16 protein-coding genes are annotated in these 16,365 nt (G+C 44.7%); 12 read left to right on the top strand and 4 right to left on the bottom strand.

Annotation, left to right across the window (positions count from 1 at the left end):
* Window positions 1–45 precede the first annotated feature (45 nt).
* The 4 genes from OW491_RS08875 to OW491_RS08860 all read left to right on the top strand — a co-directional run bounded on the left by OW491_RS08875 (window position 46) and on the right by OW491_RS08860 (window position 3,450).
* On the top strand, window positions 46–708 hold the full coding sequence (locus OW491_RS08875; protein ID WP_075172124.1) for a response regulator transcription factor: 663 nt from the start codon (window positions 46–48) through the stop codon (window positions 706–708).
* The gene (locus OW491_RS08870) at window positions 705–983 is read left to right on the top strand and encodes a hypothetical protein (protein WP_215151686.1); all 279 of its coding nucleotides are present in this window, start codon (window positions 705–707) and stop codon (window positions 981–983) included. The genes OW491_RS08875 and OW491_RS08870 overlap by 4 nt, the downstream gene beginning before the upstream one ends.
* A gap of 861 nt (window positions 984–1,844) precedes the next feature.
* Window positions 1,845–2,153 (top strand): DUF1840 domain-containing protein, encoded by a 309-nt coding sequence (locus OW491_RS08865; protein ID WP_290035631.1) that lies wholly within the window; start codon window positions 1,845–1,847, stop codon window positions 2,151–2,153.
* 70 nt (window positions 2,154–2,223) lie between these two features.
* Window positions 2,224–3,450 (top strand): site-specific integrase, encoded by a 1,227-nt coding sequence (locus OW491_RS08860; RefSeq protein ID WP_290035630.1) that lies wholly within the window; start codon window positions 2,224–2,226, stop codon window positions 3,448–3,450.
* A 66-nt stretch (window positions 3,451–3,516) separates the two neighbouring features.
* On the opposite strand, the gene OW491_RS08855 is transcribed toward OW491_RS08860, so the two are convergent.
* Entirely contained in the window at window positions 3,517–4,368 is an 852-nt protein-coding gene (locus OW491_RS08855) for a universal stress protein (protein ID WP_075172136.1), read from the bottom strand.
* 10 nt (window positions 4,369–4,378) lie between these two features.
* Window positions 4,379–5,866, bottom strand: coding sequence for a SulP family inorganic anion transporter (locus OW491_RS08850; RefSeq protein ID WP_075172137.1), 1,488 nt, complete (start codon window positions 5,864–5,866; stop codon window positions 4,379–4,381).
* Between the two features lie 555 nt (window positions 5,867–6,421).
* Between OW491_RS08850 and OW491_RS08845 the strand changes: the two genes are divergently transcribed.
* Window positions 6,422–6,829 (top strand): S24 family peptidase, encoded by a 408-nt coding sequence (locus OW491_RS08845; RefSeq protein ID WP_075172138.1) that lies wholly within the window; start codon window positions 6,422–6,424, stop codon window positions 6,827–6,829.
* Window positions 6,830–6,898: 69 nt separating this feature from the next.
* Here OW491_RS08845 and OW491_RS08840 read toward each other — a convergent pair whose 3' ends face one another.
* A complete protein-coding gene (locus OW491_RS08840; protein WP_290035629.1) occupies window positions 6,899–8,614 on the bottom strand; it encodes a DUF4153 domain-containing protein in 1,716 nt (571 codons plus the stop codon).
* Between the two features lie 165 nt (window positions 8,615–8,779).
* Here OW491_RS08840 and OW491_RS08835 point away from each other — a divergent pair, with 165 nt between their 5' ends.
* Window positions 8,780–10,042, top strand: coding sequence for a Y-family DNA polymerase (locus OW491_RS08835; RefSeq protein WP_290035628.1), 1,263 nt, complete (start codon window positions 8,780–8,782; stop codon window positions 10,040–10,042).
* Between the two features lie 108 nt (window positions 10,043–10,150).
* On the top strand, window positions 10,151–10,690 hold the full coding sequence (locus OW491_RS08830; protein WP_290035626.1) for a redoxin domain-containing protein: 540 nt from the start codon (window positions 10,151–10,153) through the stop codon (window positions 10,688–10,690).
* Between the two features lie 50 nt (window positions 10,691–10,740).
* On the opposite strand, the gene OW491_RS08825 is transcribed toward OW491_RS08830, so the two are convergent.
* Window positions 10,741–11,646 (bottom strand): LysR family transcriptional regulator, encoded by a 906-nt coding sequence (locus tag OW491_RS08825; RefSeq protein ID WP_178968701.1) that lies wholly within the window; start codon window positions 11,644–11,646, stop codon window positions 10,741–10,743.
* Between the two features lie 140 nt (window positions 11,647–11,786).
* Here OW491_RS08825 and mdcA point away from each other — a divergent pair, with 140 nt between their 5' ends.
* The 5 genes from mdcA to mdcE are packed head-to-tail and all read left to right on the top strand — an operon-like array spanning window position 11,787 to window position 16,364.
* Entirely contained in the window at window positions 11,787–13,448 is a 1,662-nt protein-coding gene (gene mdcA, locus OW491_RS08820; RefSeq protein ID WP_290035623.1) for a malonate decarboxylase subunit alpha, read from the top strand.
* Window positions 13,448–14,338 carry a triphosphoribosyl-dephospho-CoA synthase gene (locus OW491_RS08815; RefSeq protein WP_290035622.1) on the top strand — a complete coding sequence of 297 codons (891 nt, stop codon included), beginning with the start codon at window positions 13,448–13,450 and terminating at the stop codon, window positions 14,336–14,338. Before mdcA ends, OW491_RS08815 begins: the two co-directional genes overlap by 1 nt.
* Window positions 14,339–14,346: 8 nt before the next feature.
* Window positions 14,347–14,664, top strand: coding sequence for a malonate decarboxylase acyl carrier protein (mdcC, locus tag OW491_RS08810; protein ID WP_075178860.1), 318 nt, complete (start codon window positions 14,347–14,349; stop codon window positions 14,662–14,664).
* Window positions 14,657–15,514, top strand: a complete 858-nt coding sequence (locus tag OW491_RS08805) for a biotin-independent malonate decarboxylase subunit beta (protein WP_290035619.1) — start codon at window positions 14,657–14,659, stop codon at window positions 15,512–15,514. Before mdcC ends, OW491_RS08805 begins: the two co-directional genes overlap by 8 nt.
* Window positions 15,507–16,364 carry a biotin-independent malonate decarboxylase subunit gamma gene (gene mdcE / locus OW491_RS08800; protein ID WP_290035617.1) on the top strand — a complete coding sequence of 286 codons (858 nt, stop codon included), beginning with the start codon at window positions 15,507–15,509 and terminating at the stop codon, window positions 16,362–16,364. The genes OW491_RS08805 and mdcE overlap by 8 nt, the downstream gene beginning before the upstream one ends.
* Window position 16,365 lies beyond the last annotated feature (1 nt).

The raw sequence follows: 16,365 nt of genomic DNA, 5'->3' as shown, positions 1-16,365 counted from the left end.
TTAACCTTCGCAAGTTCAAAGTGCTATAAGAGAATCAACCAAAGTATGCAAAAAGCTAAAGTTTTGTTAGTGGACGACCACGATATCGTTCGTGCAGGGTTTCAGCAATTACTGGATATGCATCCGCAAATCGAGATTATTGCTCAAGCCAATAACAGCCAAAAAGCCTTTGAAATCTACAAGTTAGCCAAGCCTGATGTGGTGATAATGGATCTGTCTATGCCCAGCGATGCGGATTCTGTAGAAGCCACCACAGCCCAAGGTGGCATAGAAGCCATTAGTAAGATTATGAGCTTCGACACCAATGCTAAAGTCATTGTGTTAACGGTTTGGGAATCTAACCCTTATCCCGCTAATCTTGTTAAAGCAGGTGTTAAAGGCTACCTAACTAAGCGCTGTGCGCCTGATGAGTTAGTTCAAGCCGTATTAACCGTTTACAAAGGTGGTGAGCATTTCTCAGAAAGCATCAAAGCCATAATTAACGGCTCAGAAGGCGAAGAAAGCCCGCTGTCGCAATTAACTAAACGAGAGATGCAGATATTTGGTTTGCTAGCCAAAGGCCAGTCTGCAGCCTTTATTGCTGAATCAATGTTTTTGAGTACTAAAACGGTTCATGCCCATCGCTCCAATATATTACGCAAGCTTAAACTTTCTAATAATTCTGAATTAGTCCACTTAGCCATTCGAGAAGGAATCGTTCAACCTTGAGGATTCAAGAAGCCGAAAACCCATTATTAGATTCTGAGTTTTTTTGGTATAGCATCCTCGAAGGTGATCAAATCATCATTGAGGTAGATTATTTTGTAGATCACGAGCTTGTTCTGCGCCGTGGTCGTCCTTATCAAGTCCTTTCTAAAATAGAAACTGATAGCTGCAATATGGCTTTTATTGTTGAGTCTGACATTACAGGCCAATTAGTTTTTATCCATCCATTCATGATCGACGATTACATTCTTAATCCGCAGCGGCCATCTATAAACTAAAACCAATTTTTTGAAGTAGGTAATCACCGTAACGGAAATGCCGTTATAGCGTATCTTTACCGATAAATACAACTTCGTGTAATGTATATTATGTTAAATTGTATATTATCTTACTCCTATGATGTGAAGAAGACATATGCTTTTTAGTAAAACAGAGGTTCAGCTAATTATTCCTCTTATCCTTATCCTCTTTATTGGAGCTGTAACCATTAGTAGTTCATCACATATCGATTTGTTGCTTAATAATTCAATTTAAGCCGTTGTAATGCGCACAGGCGTTAAGATTTATTTTTTGCGGGTAAACTCCCACTCTAAGCACGTAGCGCACGGTAATATGTTTTGATTATATTTGAGTGTTGATTCTATTCTGTACGAATAATACATATTTTGTATTGTTTAAATGAATGAACAGTACAACCTTATAGCTACCTGCTTTAGTGTAACCTCACCTCCTCTGCTGCTATTAATGAATGCTTGGCTCTTTCGCGGCTTATAGAGCAGGGAATCTCAAAACTGTGAGGTCATATAAAAAAGGACAGGTTTAGTTTTCGCTGGGGGAATGCATTGATATGCGTGAGTTTACTGCGAAGTACTTTGTAGGTTTTCAGAATAACAATAAGTTGATACTTAGCTGCACATGCAGTCGCATTTTAAATACCTGGTATGAGGAGGTACAGGAGCACTCTATATTACCAGTAGTAGACACTACTGGTAATATAGGGCTTTGAGTTGTTAGGATTCCTTCAAATTGTTTTACCCAGCAAAGCCTATGTAGAAACATGTCATTGACGAAATATATGTGTGGAGTTGCCAAGGCATGTTACAAATAGCCTTCTATAATCAACCGATCAAGGACAGACTATGATAGTTACTTTCTCAACCGATGCTTTTGGCGATATGACAATGTTTGGTGATGTTGCCGTCTCTTTGCTTAAAAAAATGGGCCACAGTGGTACTGTGCCCGGTGCGATTATGGCGGATGACGTCCCTGCTGCTTTGGCTAAACTAACAACGGCTATCGAGGCTCTTAAAGAACAGCAAGCTGACCCAAACAGTACATCTAACAAAGATGAATCAGAGCCTGCTGTTAGCTTGGCCAAACGCGCTTTACCCTTGACAAACTTGCTGAATGCCGCTGCCGAAAAAAAGACTGATGTTATGTGGGAATAATAGAAAACCTTTTTATAATTAGTAATTTAATGCTGATTCATAAACAATTTCTTACTAAGGCGTATTTGCTGTGTCTACTCGTTCTTTCCCTGGTATGCCGTTGTTTGATTCGGCTACGTATTTTAATCAAATACCGAGGAATTCAGTCTTTCCTGATGCCTCGCCTGCGGTAGAGATATTTGTGTTAGGCCTGTCTGTTGAGGGGGCGCTGGATGACTTCCGATACACAAAGGATTTTTTATTAAGCTACAGCAAGAAAAGCCAAGATACGTACGATAAGTTTAGAGGCGATGCGGAGCGTTTGTTGCTGTGGTCTTGGTTGGTGAAGCGTAAGTCTGTGTCGATGTTGCGTAGGCGAGATTTAGAAGAATACACCGACTTTGTAGCAAAACCCGATCCTAGTTGGCAGTCAGAATCCGTGGAAAGGCGTTTTACCCGTAAAAATGGTCTGCGTGAACCGAATCCTCGGTGGCGGCCGTTTCGCTTGGCGGGCGCTGGCAAAGGGCGTTTGAACACTAAATCATGGCAGGGTTTGTTTTCTAACTTGAGTGTGTATTTCAATTACTTGATGGCAGAAGATTATGCACTGGGTAATCAAATCCCGATCGTTAAGAAAAACTGCCCCTACCTGATACAGCAATCGGGGATTAATACGGTCCGTCGTTTGTCCGAATTGCAATGGGAGTACCTGCTAAGCTCCGCCCAATCCATGGCAGATAAAGAGCCGTTACACGAAAGGACGCTTTTTGTTATAGCCACGTTAAAGTCGTTAAAGTTGCGTATTTCTGAGTTATCTGAACGGCCTAATTGGTTGCCTGTGATGTCGCATTTCCATCGCGATCACGAAGGTAACTGGTGGTTTAGAGCATTTGGAAAAGGCTCCAAAGAGCGCGATGTGTCTATCTCTAATGAATATATTCAGTTTTTAATCCGTTACCGTGAGTATCGTGGCTTATCTCCCCTGCCCTCTAAAGACTCGTCCGAGCCGCTCATAGAATCGCGTGCGGATAATCGCGGCTTGGGGAGCCGTCAGTTACGAAATATCGTTGAATTGGCTTTAAATGAAGGATGCGACGCGTTAGTTAGTGATGGCTTTATTGTTGAAGCAACAGAGCTACGTGCGGCAACCACGCATTGGTTGCGACATACTGGCGCTTCTATGGAGGTAGCCGCGGGGAGAAACTTAGCTCATGTTCAAGCTGATTTAGGACACGGGAGCATTCGAACTACGGATGAGTTATACGTTGATTCGGACAATATGGAGCGGGCATCCAGTGCTAAAGGGCAAGAGGTCTAAGCGGTAAACAATAAAAAAGGCAGCGGAGTTTTGCCCTCGCTGCCTTGTGTTCTTAATGTGAAGCTTTTAGCGCAGTATCAACATAGGAAGGTGCGTATTCTCGATCATCTTTAACGTGTTGCTCCCCAAAAATGCCTGAGCTAGCTTGGAGTGCGAGAAAGCTCCCATCACCAGCATATCCACCTCATTATTGGTTTTGTAATCCATTAATCCGGCAAAGATGGCATCTTCTAAAAAGCTGGCTTTCACATCAAAGCCGCTATCGCGCAACATTTTTTCTGTGGCTTTAAATTTCTCCATTAAGCCGCTTTGCTTGTTTTTTACCGTGACCAAATGGCACGTCATGCCATGCAAGAGTCCGCCTTCGATAATTCGCTTAACCGCTTTATCTGCCGTCTCTCGTCCGTCGTAAGCCAACATAAAGCTCTTAGGAGCGGAAAAGTCTTTATTAGCAATCAATACCGGGGTATGAACTTGGCGGATCACCTGCTCAATATGGGAGCCAATTGCATTAAAATCAGGTTTGTTGCCTTGCCCTGAGCGGCCTATCACAATTAAACGTGCATCTGATTCTAAATCGCAAATAGCTTCTACAATGTCACTATGGCGCTGGGTCTGTTCGATTTGAGCACAGCCTTGCTGTTCGGCAATTGTTTGGGCATTAGCAAGCATCTCTTTACCCATTTCAAGCGCGACTTTACTCCGTTGCTCATCCAGCGCTGCCATTTCTTTTAATAAAGAAGAGCGCGCGCCTAAACCAATTGCCCCACTCAGGTCTTCAGCAGCCGCCACGTTCTCTTTTTCGATAGCATGCAGCAATAACAGAGGTTTACTGAGTTTGTTAGCGGCCCAAATGCCAGCACTACACACGGCATTGGAAAAAGCTGAGCCGTCTAAACAAGTAATAATTTTATTCATTGTTATCTCCTCAGTGACCTGCCATCAGTTTTTCAACTTCTTTGGGATCGTTTAGGACGCCAAACTTATCGACAATCGTTTCTGTTGCTGCACTCATGCCAACGACTTCGACCTCTGCGCCTTCGCGTTTGAATTTGATAACGACTTTATCAAGCGATGATACCGCTGTGATGTCCCAAAAATGCGCATGCGTTAGGTCGATAACCACTTTATCAACCACTTCCTTGAAGTCAAATGACTCAATGAACTGCTCAGACGATGCAAAAAATACCTGACCAATCACCTGGTAGTTACGCACGCCGTTTGTTGCTTGTTCTGATTTAACGACCATAAAGCGGCCGATCTTGTTCGCAAAGAACAATGTAGCCAGCAACACACCAACAAATACACCCAACGCTAAGTTATGAGTAGCCACAACAACGATCACCGTTGCAATCATTACAATATTGGTTGATAGAGGGTGTTTTTTAAGGTCGGTAATAGAGCTCCATGAGAAAGTACCAATGGATACCATAATCATTACCGCGACGAGTGCCGCCATAGGGATTTGTTTAATCCACTCATCTAAAAAGACAACCATGATGATCAGCAATGTACCGGCTACGAAGGTCGATAGCCGTCCACGACCACCAGATTTTACGTTGATGATTGATTGACCAATCATTGCGCAACCGGCCATACCACCCATTAAACCAGCACCAATATTAGCGATGCCTTGGCCTTTACATTCTTTGTTACGGTCACTTTTTGTATCGGTTAAATCATCGACAATAGTGGCTGTCATCATGGATTCTAACAAACCAACAATAGCTAAACCGACAGAGTAAGGAAGGATGATATACAAGGTTTCTAGGTTAAGTGGTACATCAGGCCATAAAAAGATAGGTAAGGTATCAGGTAACTCACCCATGTCTCCTACAGTACGAATATCGAGCCCAATCATCATGGCAACGGCCGTTAATACGATAATACATACCAAAGGCGATGGAATCGATTTGCCTACAACCGGCACGTATGGAAACAAATAAATGATCCCCAAGCCTGCGGCCGTCATTGCGTAAACATGCCAAGTCACGTTGGTAAGCTCGGGCAGCTGTGCCATAAAGATTAAAATAGCCAGCGCATTAACAAAACCAGTAACTACAGAGCGCGATACAAACCGCATTAAGCTACCTAACTTTAGATAGCCGGCTATTATCTGAATAACACCCGTGAGTAGCGTTGCTGCTAAAAGGTATTCAAGGCCGTGGTCTTTGACTAAAGTGACCATCAGCAAAGCCATCGCGCCAGTAGCGGCCGATATCATGCCAGGGCGGCCACCCACTATCGCGATGATAACTGCGATACAGAATGAGGCATACAAACCTACTTTAGGGTCAACGCCTGCAATAATAGAAAAAGCGATTGCTTCAGGGATTAAGGCCAACGCCACTACAGTGCCGGCCAGTAAGTCGCCCCGAATATTAGAGAGCCATTCTAGTTTCATTTTTTCAAGCATAGTAAACCTTGTCATGTGTTTAAAACAACGCTGTCTCGGCGCTCAGCTTCAAGCGATTGCTCTTTAGCTGCTGTGCAGATTCTACGTTTTTGATAGTTGCGATACTTTTAAAACTGCGGTTGCTAACAGATAGCACACATCGTTTATCCTTTGATGACAAACGCGCGGTTATAAGTTCTGATTCCAAACGTACCCACCGCAGACGCGGTATTAGGGTGTCATCCGAAAACGATGACTGTTTGAGGAGAGGTTGCCTAAGGTGGCGTGATCAGCAAAATGCTTACCTTATATCCATTTAATGATTGGCCGAATTTTACAATAATTTACCATGTAAGAAAATAACAACCTGCCGTCTAGGCTTTATTTAGTACTCTGTTAGTTTTGCCCAAATCAATATCATCCCTATGGTTCATCTTTACCGTGTATCCAGTGCGTTAACGGCAGGTTGAAAAAGCGCTTACAAGCAGAGTGTAGGCACTAACCCATTAAGGACTCATTGCTTTGCTGTCGGATTACGCTAAAATACTGTAATTATATACAGTGCAGGATTGTGTCATGCTTCGATTTATTCCTCTTAAAGCTCAAGCGGGTATCGCAGGGTTCGAGTCCCCTGCTGCCGAGTACACGCAATTATCCTTAACCTTAGATCAAATCTTAATTGACCACCCTTCAGCTACCTATTTGGGAGTTGTTGAGGGCGAATCGATGACGGGGGTAGGGATTTTTCCTCACGATATTTTGGTAGTCTCACGAGCAGAAAAAGTTATCTCTGGCGATGTCATTGTCGCCACGTTAAACGGTAATTTTGTGTGTAAAATTGCCGATACTAAAAATATGCGGCTACTGTCCTCAGCCAAAGGCTTTAAAACTTACCAATTAAATGACGGCGATGAGTTTCTAGTTGAGGGGGTTGTAACGCGCTCAATTCGTATGCACCGGCCTTTTAAACGTGGGTTAGTGTAAAAAAACCAATTTAATGCCTGAGTGCTTTCGCGAACTTAGCGCGTTTTGCCACACGCCATCCCTGATCATTTATTGGCGTAGCTGTAGCTCGTGATCACCTATCTTTAAAATATTCCAGACAGGCGGCTTAACCTCCATTTTGTTATGTCTAATATCGTCTATTATTTGCGATTCGCTAAGCCCCTCATGACGACCAAACGAGGAATGCTTCCACTGATCATCCGCAAAATAAAAAAGGTATATCTGAATTCGATTACCCTCTTGTTCCGTAATGAGTAAATAGTCGGTTTGTTGATCTTTATTTAAGTCTATTGGCTGTAAATAGGTAGCGCTCAGTTGCCTAAACAACCAGACATTATTAACCATCATGTCGTAGATAGGCTTTTCCAGAGATTCAGGTAGTTCTCCGTTCAATACGTTGATCGTAGCGATGAGGGTGTCTTGCTCGACCGCTGCCGCTTTGCCTCGTTCAGTAAATAAAGCATCTATCTTGATGGTTAGCTTGAGATTATCTGGATGCTTTGCTTTTAATGCGTTAAGCGCATCATAACCGGGCTTGGCTAAGTTATATCTGAGGTAATAAAAATCAACCTCCTCCAGTACTAAATCATCATGACTAAGCAGGTTAATTTGGCTATGTGCCGATATTTTTCGAAAATCAAGAATAGGAGTATTAACAAGTAACATAGAGCCAAGTACAACAACGCCCATGCGAATGTTTATCCAATTAAGGCGGTATAGCCAATTATCCCGTTTCGACACAATGCTCCACGAATAGCCGCACGAAAATAAGGTTAGTAGACTCCACAGTAGCCAAGCCCAGCAGCGGTCTACACTCCAACCGTATTGCTCGATACGCACATAAAGTCCATAAGCACTGATGATGCTATAAATGGGCAATAAGGCTAAACCAATATAGATGAAGCGATGAATAGCCGTTGGATAAGGCCGCTGGTTAGGATCATCTTGATAAACGGCATTAGTAAAAAACAGGAGAATAGCCTGCATCCATAAGATTAATAGACTGCCCCCCGATTCCCATAAAGGCGTTAGCCCTGTAAATGGCAATGAGAGTAAAAAAATAATCGATACAAAAATTAAGACAACCAATAAAAACTTCATCAACGCTTGTTGAATTCTGGTTAGTGTATCAATGATGCCGGACTGCTGACGGAATATGGCAATGCCTACCCCATTCGCCAAAGAAAGTATCGGATAATAGAAGTGAGGCTGTTCAAATAGCGTTTCGAAGAAGGTGATATCAATAGCGTCAAATAATGCCCCCCACAGCTTTAAAATACCCCAGAAGCACAGCATAAATACAAGCGCGGCACCGAATGTTAAAAAGTTGCGCCAAGATAATTTAAATAAACGGCTGTAAGTGGGCTCTTCTCCTCTTCCTGGTACGGTAAAATGCTGTATGTACATCAGCCCCTTAAACGTTGCGATGGAGAGGGTGCCAACTAAAACAGGGATGAGTTCGCCGTAACTGTCTTGGGGCTGGAAGGGGCTGACTTGCGTTCCTGTGTAATAACCTAGCAAAAGCGCCACGCTCCCCGCTAACATAGCGAAGGCGTAAAGCATTCCGTTTGCTTTGTTATTTAAGGCTAATAGCAAAATGGTTGGAGTGACTAGTGTGAAGCTATAAAGTCCAAACAACCAAGGTAAGTTATACGAAGGCCAGAAGCTTTGCTCGATTGATTGATGCAGCACAAGCAAGGCTAAGCCTTGGAATAAAGCAATGCACAATAGCGTTAAACGCTGGTTTATATCAGTCATTTGCATAATTACATCCTTGTAAAAAAGCCAGTTTAGCATTGAATTTTCAATTCTTTGAATAACCTATACCTAAGAGAGTGAGGAAACTGGCACATAAAGTCTTTTATTGATTTATCAGTACATCACTCTAATATGCTGTATATATAAACAGTTATTTGAGTGTTGTGTGATATGTATGCGTTATGTGATGTCAGTGCGATGTATGCCAGTTGCGAAAAGGTGTTTGACCCGAGCATCCGTAAAAAGCCCGTGGTGGTGTTAACGAATAATGATGGGTGCATTTGTGCCACTTGCCCTGTGGCACGCAAGATGGGCATTGGTAAAAGCTTTGTGCCCTACTTTACCGTCAAGAATGAGTTGGCGGCCGCTGGCGCTGTCGTGCGTAGTTCTAATTATGAACTCTATGCTGATCTGTCCCAGCGTTTAATGGATACCTGTGCGCGCTTTGCGCCTGACCATCATGTTTATAGCATTGATGAATGCTTTTTATACTTTGGCTCTTATGTTCCCGATATAGGTTGGGAAGCGCATGCTCGCGATATTCGGCGTACCGTCTGGAAAGAGGTGCGTTTACCGATAGGCGTGGGCATAGGCCCTACGCCAACCCTAGCGAAGGCCGCTAACCATGCTTCCAAGCACATTGCCGGCTTTAATGGTGTGGCGGTGATTGATAATGAAGCGGTGCGCCGTCGCGTCTTAAAGCAGATGTCGGTGCGTGATATTTGGGGTATTGGTCGTCGATTAGCACGTCGATTAAATGAGATGGGTATCGAGAGCGCGTGGCAATTGGCACAATCCAAGCCTGCGCTGATGCGTAAGCATTTTAGTATATTGGTTGAGAGTACCGTACATGAGCTCAATGGTATCCCTAAATTATCATGGGATGATGTGCGTGCACCCAAACAACAAATTTACTCCACCCGGTCTTTTGGGGCACGTGTTACGGATAAATCCGTTTTGCGCCAAGCGTTGTTATCTCATGTTGGTATTGCGGCTAGTAAACTACGTCGTCAGCAAGGGTTGGCGAGTACTCTGCAGGTGTTTGCCAGTAATTCACCGCATGATGGCGAGCCGTTTTATCGTAAATCATTTACCTATCAGTTTTTGACTCCGACCAGTGATACAACCGTGATAGCTCATGCGGTGAGTGGTTTAGTGGACGGTCTGTATAAATCAGGCGTACATTTTTATAAATGTGGTGTGGGCTTAATCGAAATAGTGGATGCTAGCCAATACCAAGCCGATTTATTTTCTACCTCGAACGACAACCCTTCCCTTATGCAGTGTATGGATAGCATCAATGCTCGCTATGGCCGTAACACGGTACATATTGCAGGCCAAGGTATTACGCCCCAATATGCGATGAAGCGTGCTTTTTTGTCGCCTCAGTATACAACCCGATTCGAGGGCTTACCTAAAATACGGTGCTTTTAATGGACGGATCATGGATAGCATTGTTGTAGATTTCAATATGGCCTTATTATATGTAATACAATATTATATAAGAAAGAAAAGCTATATGAATCATATTCGGAGTACGCAATGACAACCTCTTTTAAACTAGTAGCAGGTGATACTTTTCCAACGATTAAAGCCAATCTGCTAGATGGATCGACTGTTCAATTAGGCCAAACGATAACTGAAGGCGCCACGTGGCACATGGTTGTGGTGTATCGTGGAAAGCATTGCCCGTTATGTACACGTTATTTAAACTTATTAGAAGAATATAAGACGAAGCTCGCTGATATCGGTGTCGATGTTATGGCGGTTTCTGCTGATTCAAAAGGTCAATTAGAAGAACATATTCAGAAACTGAATGTTAGCTTCCCTATCGCGTACGGTTTAACCGAAGTCCAAATGAAACAGCTGGGGCTATATGTTTCGATGCCTCGGCATGAGCAAGAAACCGATCATAACTTTGCTGAGCCGGGTATGTTTATTATTAATGAAGCCGGAACGCTGCAGAGCGTTGATATATCAAATGCCCCATCATTACGTCCTGAATTAGAAATTGTGGTTCATGGATTAACGTTTGTGAGAAGCCAAGAAACTTACCCAATACGCGGCACTGTCGAGTATTAATACAGCAAACATTGTGGTGCTTATTTGAGTGATAATAAGCACCACTCCTTTCACAAATAATCATTTGTCCGACATTCTGCTATACAGCTGAGTATTCTTGGATCACGCTCTCTGCTAGCCAAGCAAACCATAGAGATATTCTGCTTAATATCTTCTAACCCCTTGAGTTTAATAAGCTTAATCTTATTTTCAAAAACCGACTCTACACGCCGCGGCAAAATAGCGTACCCCATTCCGGCACTGACCATACTAATGAGTGAGAATATATCAGTAACTTGCATCACAACATTGGGCTGAAACCCCGCTCTATCAAACGCTAAGAGGCTATCTCTGTGGGTTGCAAACTGTTGTGTTAGCGTCACGAATGTTTCGTCTTTTAATGAGGTTAAGTCAATATCCTCTGCGCTGGCTAACTCACTATCAGCAGGTACGGCGAGGAGAACATCGTCACTAAAAAGCGGAAGCGAGATGTAATCTGGGTTATTAAATTGCTGTTCTAAAGAAACCAGAATAACATCTAGCTGTAAGTTATTGAGTTTATTAAATAAAACCGCATTGGAGTCTAATGTCAGTTGTATGTTTAGGTCACCTTTCCTCAGCTTTAATCCGGCAATCAAACGGGGAACTGTGTTTAAGGTTAAGGAATACAGCGCGCCTAAATTAAATTCACTAGAAAATAAGCCGGCCGCTTCACGAGTAGATGCAACAGCTTCGTTGATATCAGCCATTATTTTTTCTGCTCGTTCTTCTAACACCCGCGCTGATGGCAAAGGGACCAACAGACGGCCTTCTTGACGAAACAAAGGACACTTCAACCCTTCTTCCAACGAATGAATAGCACGATGGATGCTCACGGTACTCATGTTCAGATCCGCAGCGGCTTCGGATAAAGTCCCCGTTTTAATGAAAGCGAGAAAAATCTCGAGCTTTTTGAGTGTCAAAACATCGTCAAACATGGCTCTCTCTTTTTATTGTTATATATAGGGAGGGTTGATTATTACTCTAAGAGTAACGGTTTATCAACTTGCTTGATTGATGGGCAGCGTTAGGAGGATTACTTTTTAAGAAAAAATAATACAAAAAAAAGGATCGCATCATGAATGCCATCTCCAAACCGACTATTAATTGGTCAACGCGCCGAGACGAAAAACGCCGCCGAATGGGCACTGTGTCATCCATCGTCAACGGCAAGGTCATTCCAACTCAACAGATCAACACAGCCTTAGAAAGCCTGATCAAATCCGGTGATAAAGTCGTCTTAGAAGGTAATAACCAGAAACAAGCTGACTTTTTATCTCGCTCGCTATCCACTATTAATCCAGACGTTGTTAACCACTTGCATATGATTATGCCTAGTGTTGGACGCCCTGAGCACTTAGATTTATTCGAAAACGGCATTGCTCGTAAGTTGGATTTCTCTTTTTCTGGCCAGCAAAGTTTGCGTATTGGTCAACTCATGGAAGACGGTTTACTCGAAGTAGGCGCAATTCATACGTATATCGAGTTATACGCTCGATTATATGTTGATCTCACACCCAGCGTTGCGTTGCTGGCAGGATTTAAAGCCGACCGAGCGGGCAACATCTATACAGGACCCAGTACTGAAGATACGCCGGCATTAGTTGAGGCAACCACGTTTAGAGATGGGATTGTTATCGTACAGGTTAATGAAATTGTCGATGATGTAACAGACCTGCCGCGTGTGGATATCCCCGCCTCTTGGGTGGATTATATTGTACAAGCCGATCAACCCTTCTTTATTGAGCCTTTGTTTACACGTGACCCGCGTTTAATTACAGACGTGCATGTGCTCATGGGCATGATGGCTATTCGTGGTATTTATGAACGACACAATGTGCAGTCGCTTAACCATGGTATTGGCTTTAATACGGCCGCTATCGAGCTGCTACTACCTACTTACGGCGAAGCTCTGGGCTTAAAAGGCAAAATTTGCCGCAATTGGACGTTAAACCCTCACCCTACTCTTATCCCTGCTATTGAATCGGGATGGGTAGAAAGCGTTCACTGCTTTGGTACTGAACTGGGTATGGAAAACTATGTAGCAGCGAGGTCTGATGTTTTCTTTACGGGCCAAGATGGTTCGATGCGGTCTAACCGAGCTTTTTGCCAACTGGCGGGCCAGTACGCTGTAGATATGTTTATCGGTTCCACACTGCAAGTTGACGGTGATGGCAACTCCTCTACCGTGACACGCGGACGATTAGCGGGTTTTGGCGGAGCGCCGAATATGGGGCATGACCCGGGTGGCCGCCGTCATTCATCGCCTGCCTGGTTGGATATGCGAAGTGATGACCATCTGCTTACTAAGGGGCGTAAGCTCGTTGTTCAAATGGTTGAAACATTCCAGAACAGTACTAGCCCAACGTTGGTTGAGGAGCTGGATGCATTAGCCATGGCACGTGATTATAAAATGCCACTTGCACCCGTCATGATTTATGCCAGTGATGTCACTCATGTACTCACTGAAGAAGGGATTGCTTATCTATACAAAGCCGAGTCGTTAGAACAGCGCCGCGCCATGATTGCTGCGGTTGCCGGTGTAACGCCTATAGGGCTAAAACGTGATCCAGAGGTAACGGCCAATTTACGAGCCGCTGGGTTGGTCGTCTACCCAGAAGACCTTGGGATCCGTCGCAGTGACGCCACACGAGACTTGCTATCAGCAAAAAGCATTGCAGAATTACAAGATTGGTCCGACGGGTTGTATCAACCACCAGCTAAGTTTAGGAGCTGGTAATGATGACAACTATTAATTCGCCTATTACACAACGTGATCAGAAACGGTTTTCGCTGAGATATCTCTCACAATCCGTGACATGGGCGTTAGAACAAGAAGCACGGCTTAGCCCTAAACCCGCGCTGGTCGATAGCCGAGGCTCAGGGGCGCATAAAGATATGCACTTAGCACTCATGCTAGCTTCTGCTAACACCTTAGAGCCTTATTTTTTGCGCATGGCCCAAACCGCTGCATTCGAATCAAACGATACAAAGTTACGCACCCAAATAGGGTTAATTGGCCGCGAAGCAGAAAAAGCCATGCTGCAAACAACGCAAGGCGTGAATACTCACAGAGGAGCTATATGGGCATTGGGGCTTTTGATTGTGGCGGCCACAACACACGATGCCACTATTGAGAGCCTCCTTTCCCGAGCGGCCGCTATCGCCTCAATTGAAGACCCCGCATTAAAGACGACGCAGGCGTTAAGCAAAGGACAGCAAGCATGCCGCGAGTATCAAGTAGCAGGTGCACGAGAACAAGCTCAACAAGGCTTTCCGCACATTCAACAACAGGCGTTGCCAACACTGTGGGAAAGTCGCGCGCGTGGTGATGCTGAATCATCCGCTCGACTAAATGCTTTATTGGCCATTATGGCCACACTGGATGATACCTGTGTGCTATCTCGGTCGGGCATCTCAGGCTTAGTCACTATGCAGGCGGGGGCGGCTGAAGTACTCAATGCGGGTGGCTGCAATACTTTTACAGGCCGGCAAGCATTACGCCAACTAGAGCGCGAGCTTCTCGTGTTAAACGCCTCCGCAGGAGGGGCAGCTGATTTGCTAGCGGCCACCCTATTTATAGACCGCTTATTTGTAAGCAGTACCTCTAATAATAAGTATCAACAGTAGGAGTCACGATGGAGACTTTATATTTTCAACGACCTGCTTCAGCGAGTCAGGTACAACCGTCATTGGTTGGGTATGTTGGCTCGGGTGACTTAGAAGTCATGATAGAGCCAAGCCACGGTGAATGTGCAGAAATTCATATTCAAACGTCTACCGCTGGCAGTGAAGTCCGTTGGCAACAGATCATTGACCAAATTACGCCTGTCATCCCTTTACCCGCTATGCGCATGGATATACATGACTTTGCAGCCACGCCAGGCGTTATTCGCCTACGTATCGAACAAGCATTAGAGCAAGCCATGTCGTTAGGAGGTAGCCATCATGAATAGCACAGTGACGGCAAAAGACAGCAGTTTTATCGAACAAAGCGCTCGCCAACGTGTAAAGAACGTGCTGGACGAAGGAACCATGCGTGAGCTTATTAGCCCATTTGACCGAATAACGTCACCTTGGTTGGCTAAGCAAGGGATTGTCTCTCAGTTTGACGATGGTGTTGTTATAGCGCGAGGCGCCATCAACGGAGAACAAACCGTTGTTGCAGCAATTGAAGGAAGCTTTCAGGGCGGCAGTTTAGGTGAAGTCAGTGGTGCAAAAATAGCGGGGGCGCTTGAGCTAGCGGTTGAAGAAAATGAAAACGGTAACCCAATGTCGGCTGTATTAATTCTAGAAACGGGGGGCGTTCGATTACAAGAAGCTAACTTAGGTTTGGCCGCTATTGCAGAAATTCAATCCGCGATTGTTGCCTTACGAAGATATCGCCCGGTGGTTGCCTTAGTGACAGGCCCCGTGGGCTGCTTTGGCGGGATGTCGATCAGTGCCGCATTGTGTAGCTACATCATCATGACACGCGAAGGTCGCTTAGGATTAAATGGCCCCCTAGTGATAGAACAAGAAGCCGGAATTGCCGAGTATAACGCGAGCGACCGCCCTTTTATTTGGAGTGTGATTGGTGGTAAGCAGCGGTTTGAAAGTGGCTTGGTGGATAGCTACATCAGCGATAGCCAAAGCAGCGCTCGCAAAGCTGTAGAGCAGTATTTAAATCAAGGTGTCACCACAATACACCGAAGTGAAAAATACAGCGATTTGTTAGAAGCATTTTTACGTCTTGATACACAAGATCACATAGCGCCACATGATGCTCAGCAAGTGCTATTAGAAGGAGTGGCTAGCCATGAATAATTCTGTTCAGACAATACCTGAAATGAAAGCAATACATGATAACCCTTCCAGTCATCGAGGCGCGCAATGGTTTGCGTTGCTCAGCCATGGTTTTACTAAGCAAAACGCTATTGTTCCCTCCGTCCTTGTGGCAGACGGTGAGTATGAAAACCGCGCCTGTCGGCTGATCGCAGTTGTGCCAGACCTTAACAATCATTTTCCTCGTGCTGTTAATGGTGAGGTTGGACTTTTAGAAAGTATGGCGCTCGCACGTGAAGTCAACGCCGTGGTAGAAGCCGATGCGCACTCTGAAACCAAACGGGCACTTGTTCTTATCGTGGATGTTCCCAGCCAAGCCTATGGCCGAAGAGAAGAAACATTAGGCATACATCAAGCATTGGCATCCGCTGTGAGTGCGTACGCTAATGCTCGTCAAAACGGCCATCCAATCATCGCCCTACTCGTCGGTAAAGCAATGTCAGGGGCGTATTTAGCGCATGGCTATCAAGCCAACCGCATCATTGCTTTATCGGATGAAGGTGTCATGGTGCATGCCATGGGTAAGGCTGCCGCCGCGCGCGTTACTCAGCGTACAGAAGCCGAGCTCGACCAGCTTGCCGCCGAAAACCCACCTATGGCTTACGATCTTAAAAGCTACGCGTCATTGGGGCTCATTGATAATCTCTTACAAGTTGAATCGGCTACCCAGCCAACACCAAGCGATAAACATAGTGTAGAGCAAGCCATAACGGACGCTCTTTTGGACATTCAACCTACGGATACAGGTATATCTCGTCGGCTTAGTGGTGAGCATCGACAAGCATCGCGCCAGGTGAAAGATCTGTTAAAAGCGCAATGGACAGGAGCATAAC

It is taken from the genome of Neptunomonas sp. CHC150 (assembly GCF_030397555.1).
Classification (GTDB): Bacteria; Pseudomonadota; Gammaproteobacteria; order Pseudomonadales; family Balneatricaceae; genus Neptunomonas; species Neptunomonas phycophila.
The sequence above is the reverse complement of the archived record's forward strand: the minus strand, read 5'-3'. Positions and strand labels throughout refer to the sequence as shown.

Coding starts and splice junctions, on each gene's coding strand:
- OW491_RS08875 (WP_075172124.1), top strand. CDS start 46: ATGCAAAAAGCTAAAGTTTTGTTAGTGGACGACCACGATATCGTTCGT.
- OW491_RS08840 (WP_290035629.1), bottom strand. CDS start 8,614: ATGCAAATGACTGATATAAACCAGCGTTTAACGCTATTGTGCATTGCT.
- OW491_RS08815 (WP_290035622.1), top strand. CDS start 13,448: ATGATGACAACTATTAATTCGCCTATTACACAACGTGATCAGAAACGG.
- OW491_RS08855 (WP_075172136.1), bottom strand. CDS start 4,368: ATGAATAAAATTATTACTTGTTTAGACGGCTCAGCTTTTTCCAATGCC.
- OW491_RS08865 (WP_290035631.1), top strand. CDS start 1,845: ATGATAGTTACTTTCTCAACCGATGCTTTTGGCGATATGACAATGTTT.
- mdcC (WP_075178860.1), top strand. CDS start 14,347: ATGGAGACTTTATATTTTCAACGACCTGCTTCAGCGAGTCAGGTACAA.
- OW491_RS08850 (WP_075172137.1), bottom strand. CDS start 5,866: ATGCTTGAAAAAATGAAACTAGAATGGCTCTCTAATATTCGGGGCGAC.
- OW491_RS08805 (WP_290035619.1), top strand. CDS start 14,657: ATGAATAGCACAGTGACGGCAAAAGACAGCAGTTTTATCGAACAAAGC.
- OW491_RS08845 (WP_075172138.1), top strand. CDS start 6,422: ATGCTTCGATTTATTCCTCTTAAAGCTCAAGCGGGTATCGCAGGGTTC.
- mdcA (WP_290035623.1), top strand. CDS start 11,787: ATGAATGCCATCTCCAAACCGACTATTAATTGGTCAACGCGCCGAGAC.
- mdcE (WP_290035617.1), top strand. CDS start 15,507: ATGAATAATTCTGTTCAGACAATACCTGAAATGAAAGCAATACATGAT.
- OW491_RS08835 (WP_290035628.1), top strand. CDS start 8,780: ATGTATGCGTTATGTGATGTCAGTGCGATGTATGCCAGTTGCGAAAAG.
- OW491_RS08830 (WP_290035626.1), top strand. CDS start 10,151: ATGACAACCTCTTTTAAACTAGTAGCAGGTGATACTTTTCCAACGATT.
- OW491_RS08825 (WP_178968701.1), bottom strand. CDS start 11,646: ATGTTTGACGATGTTTTGACACTCAAAAAGCTCGAGATTTTTCTCGCT.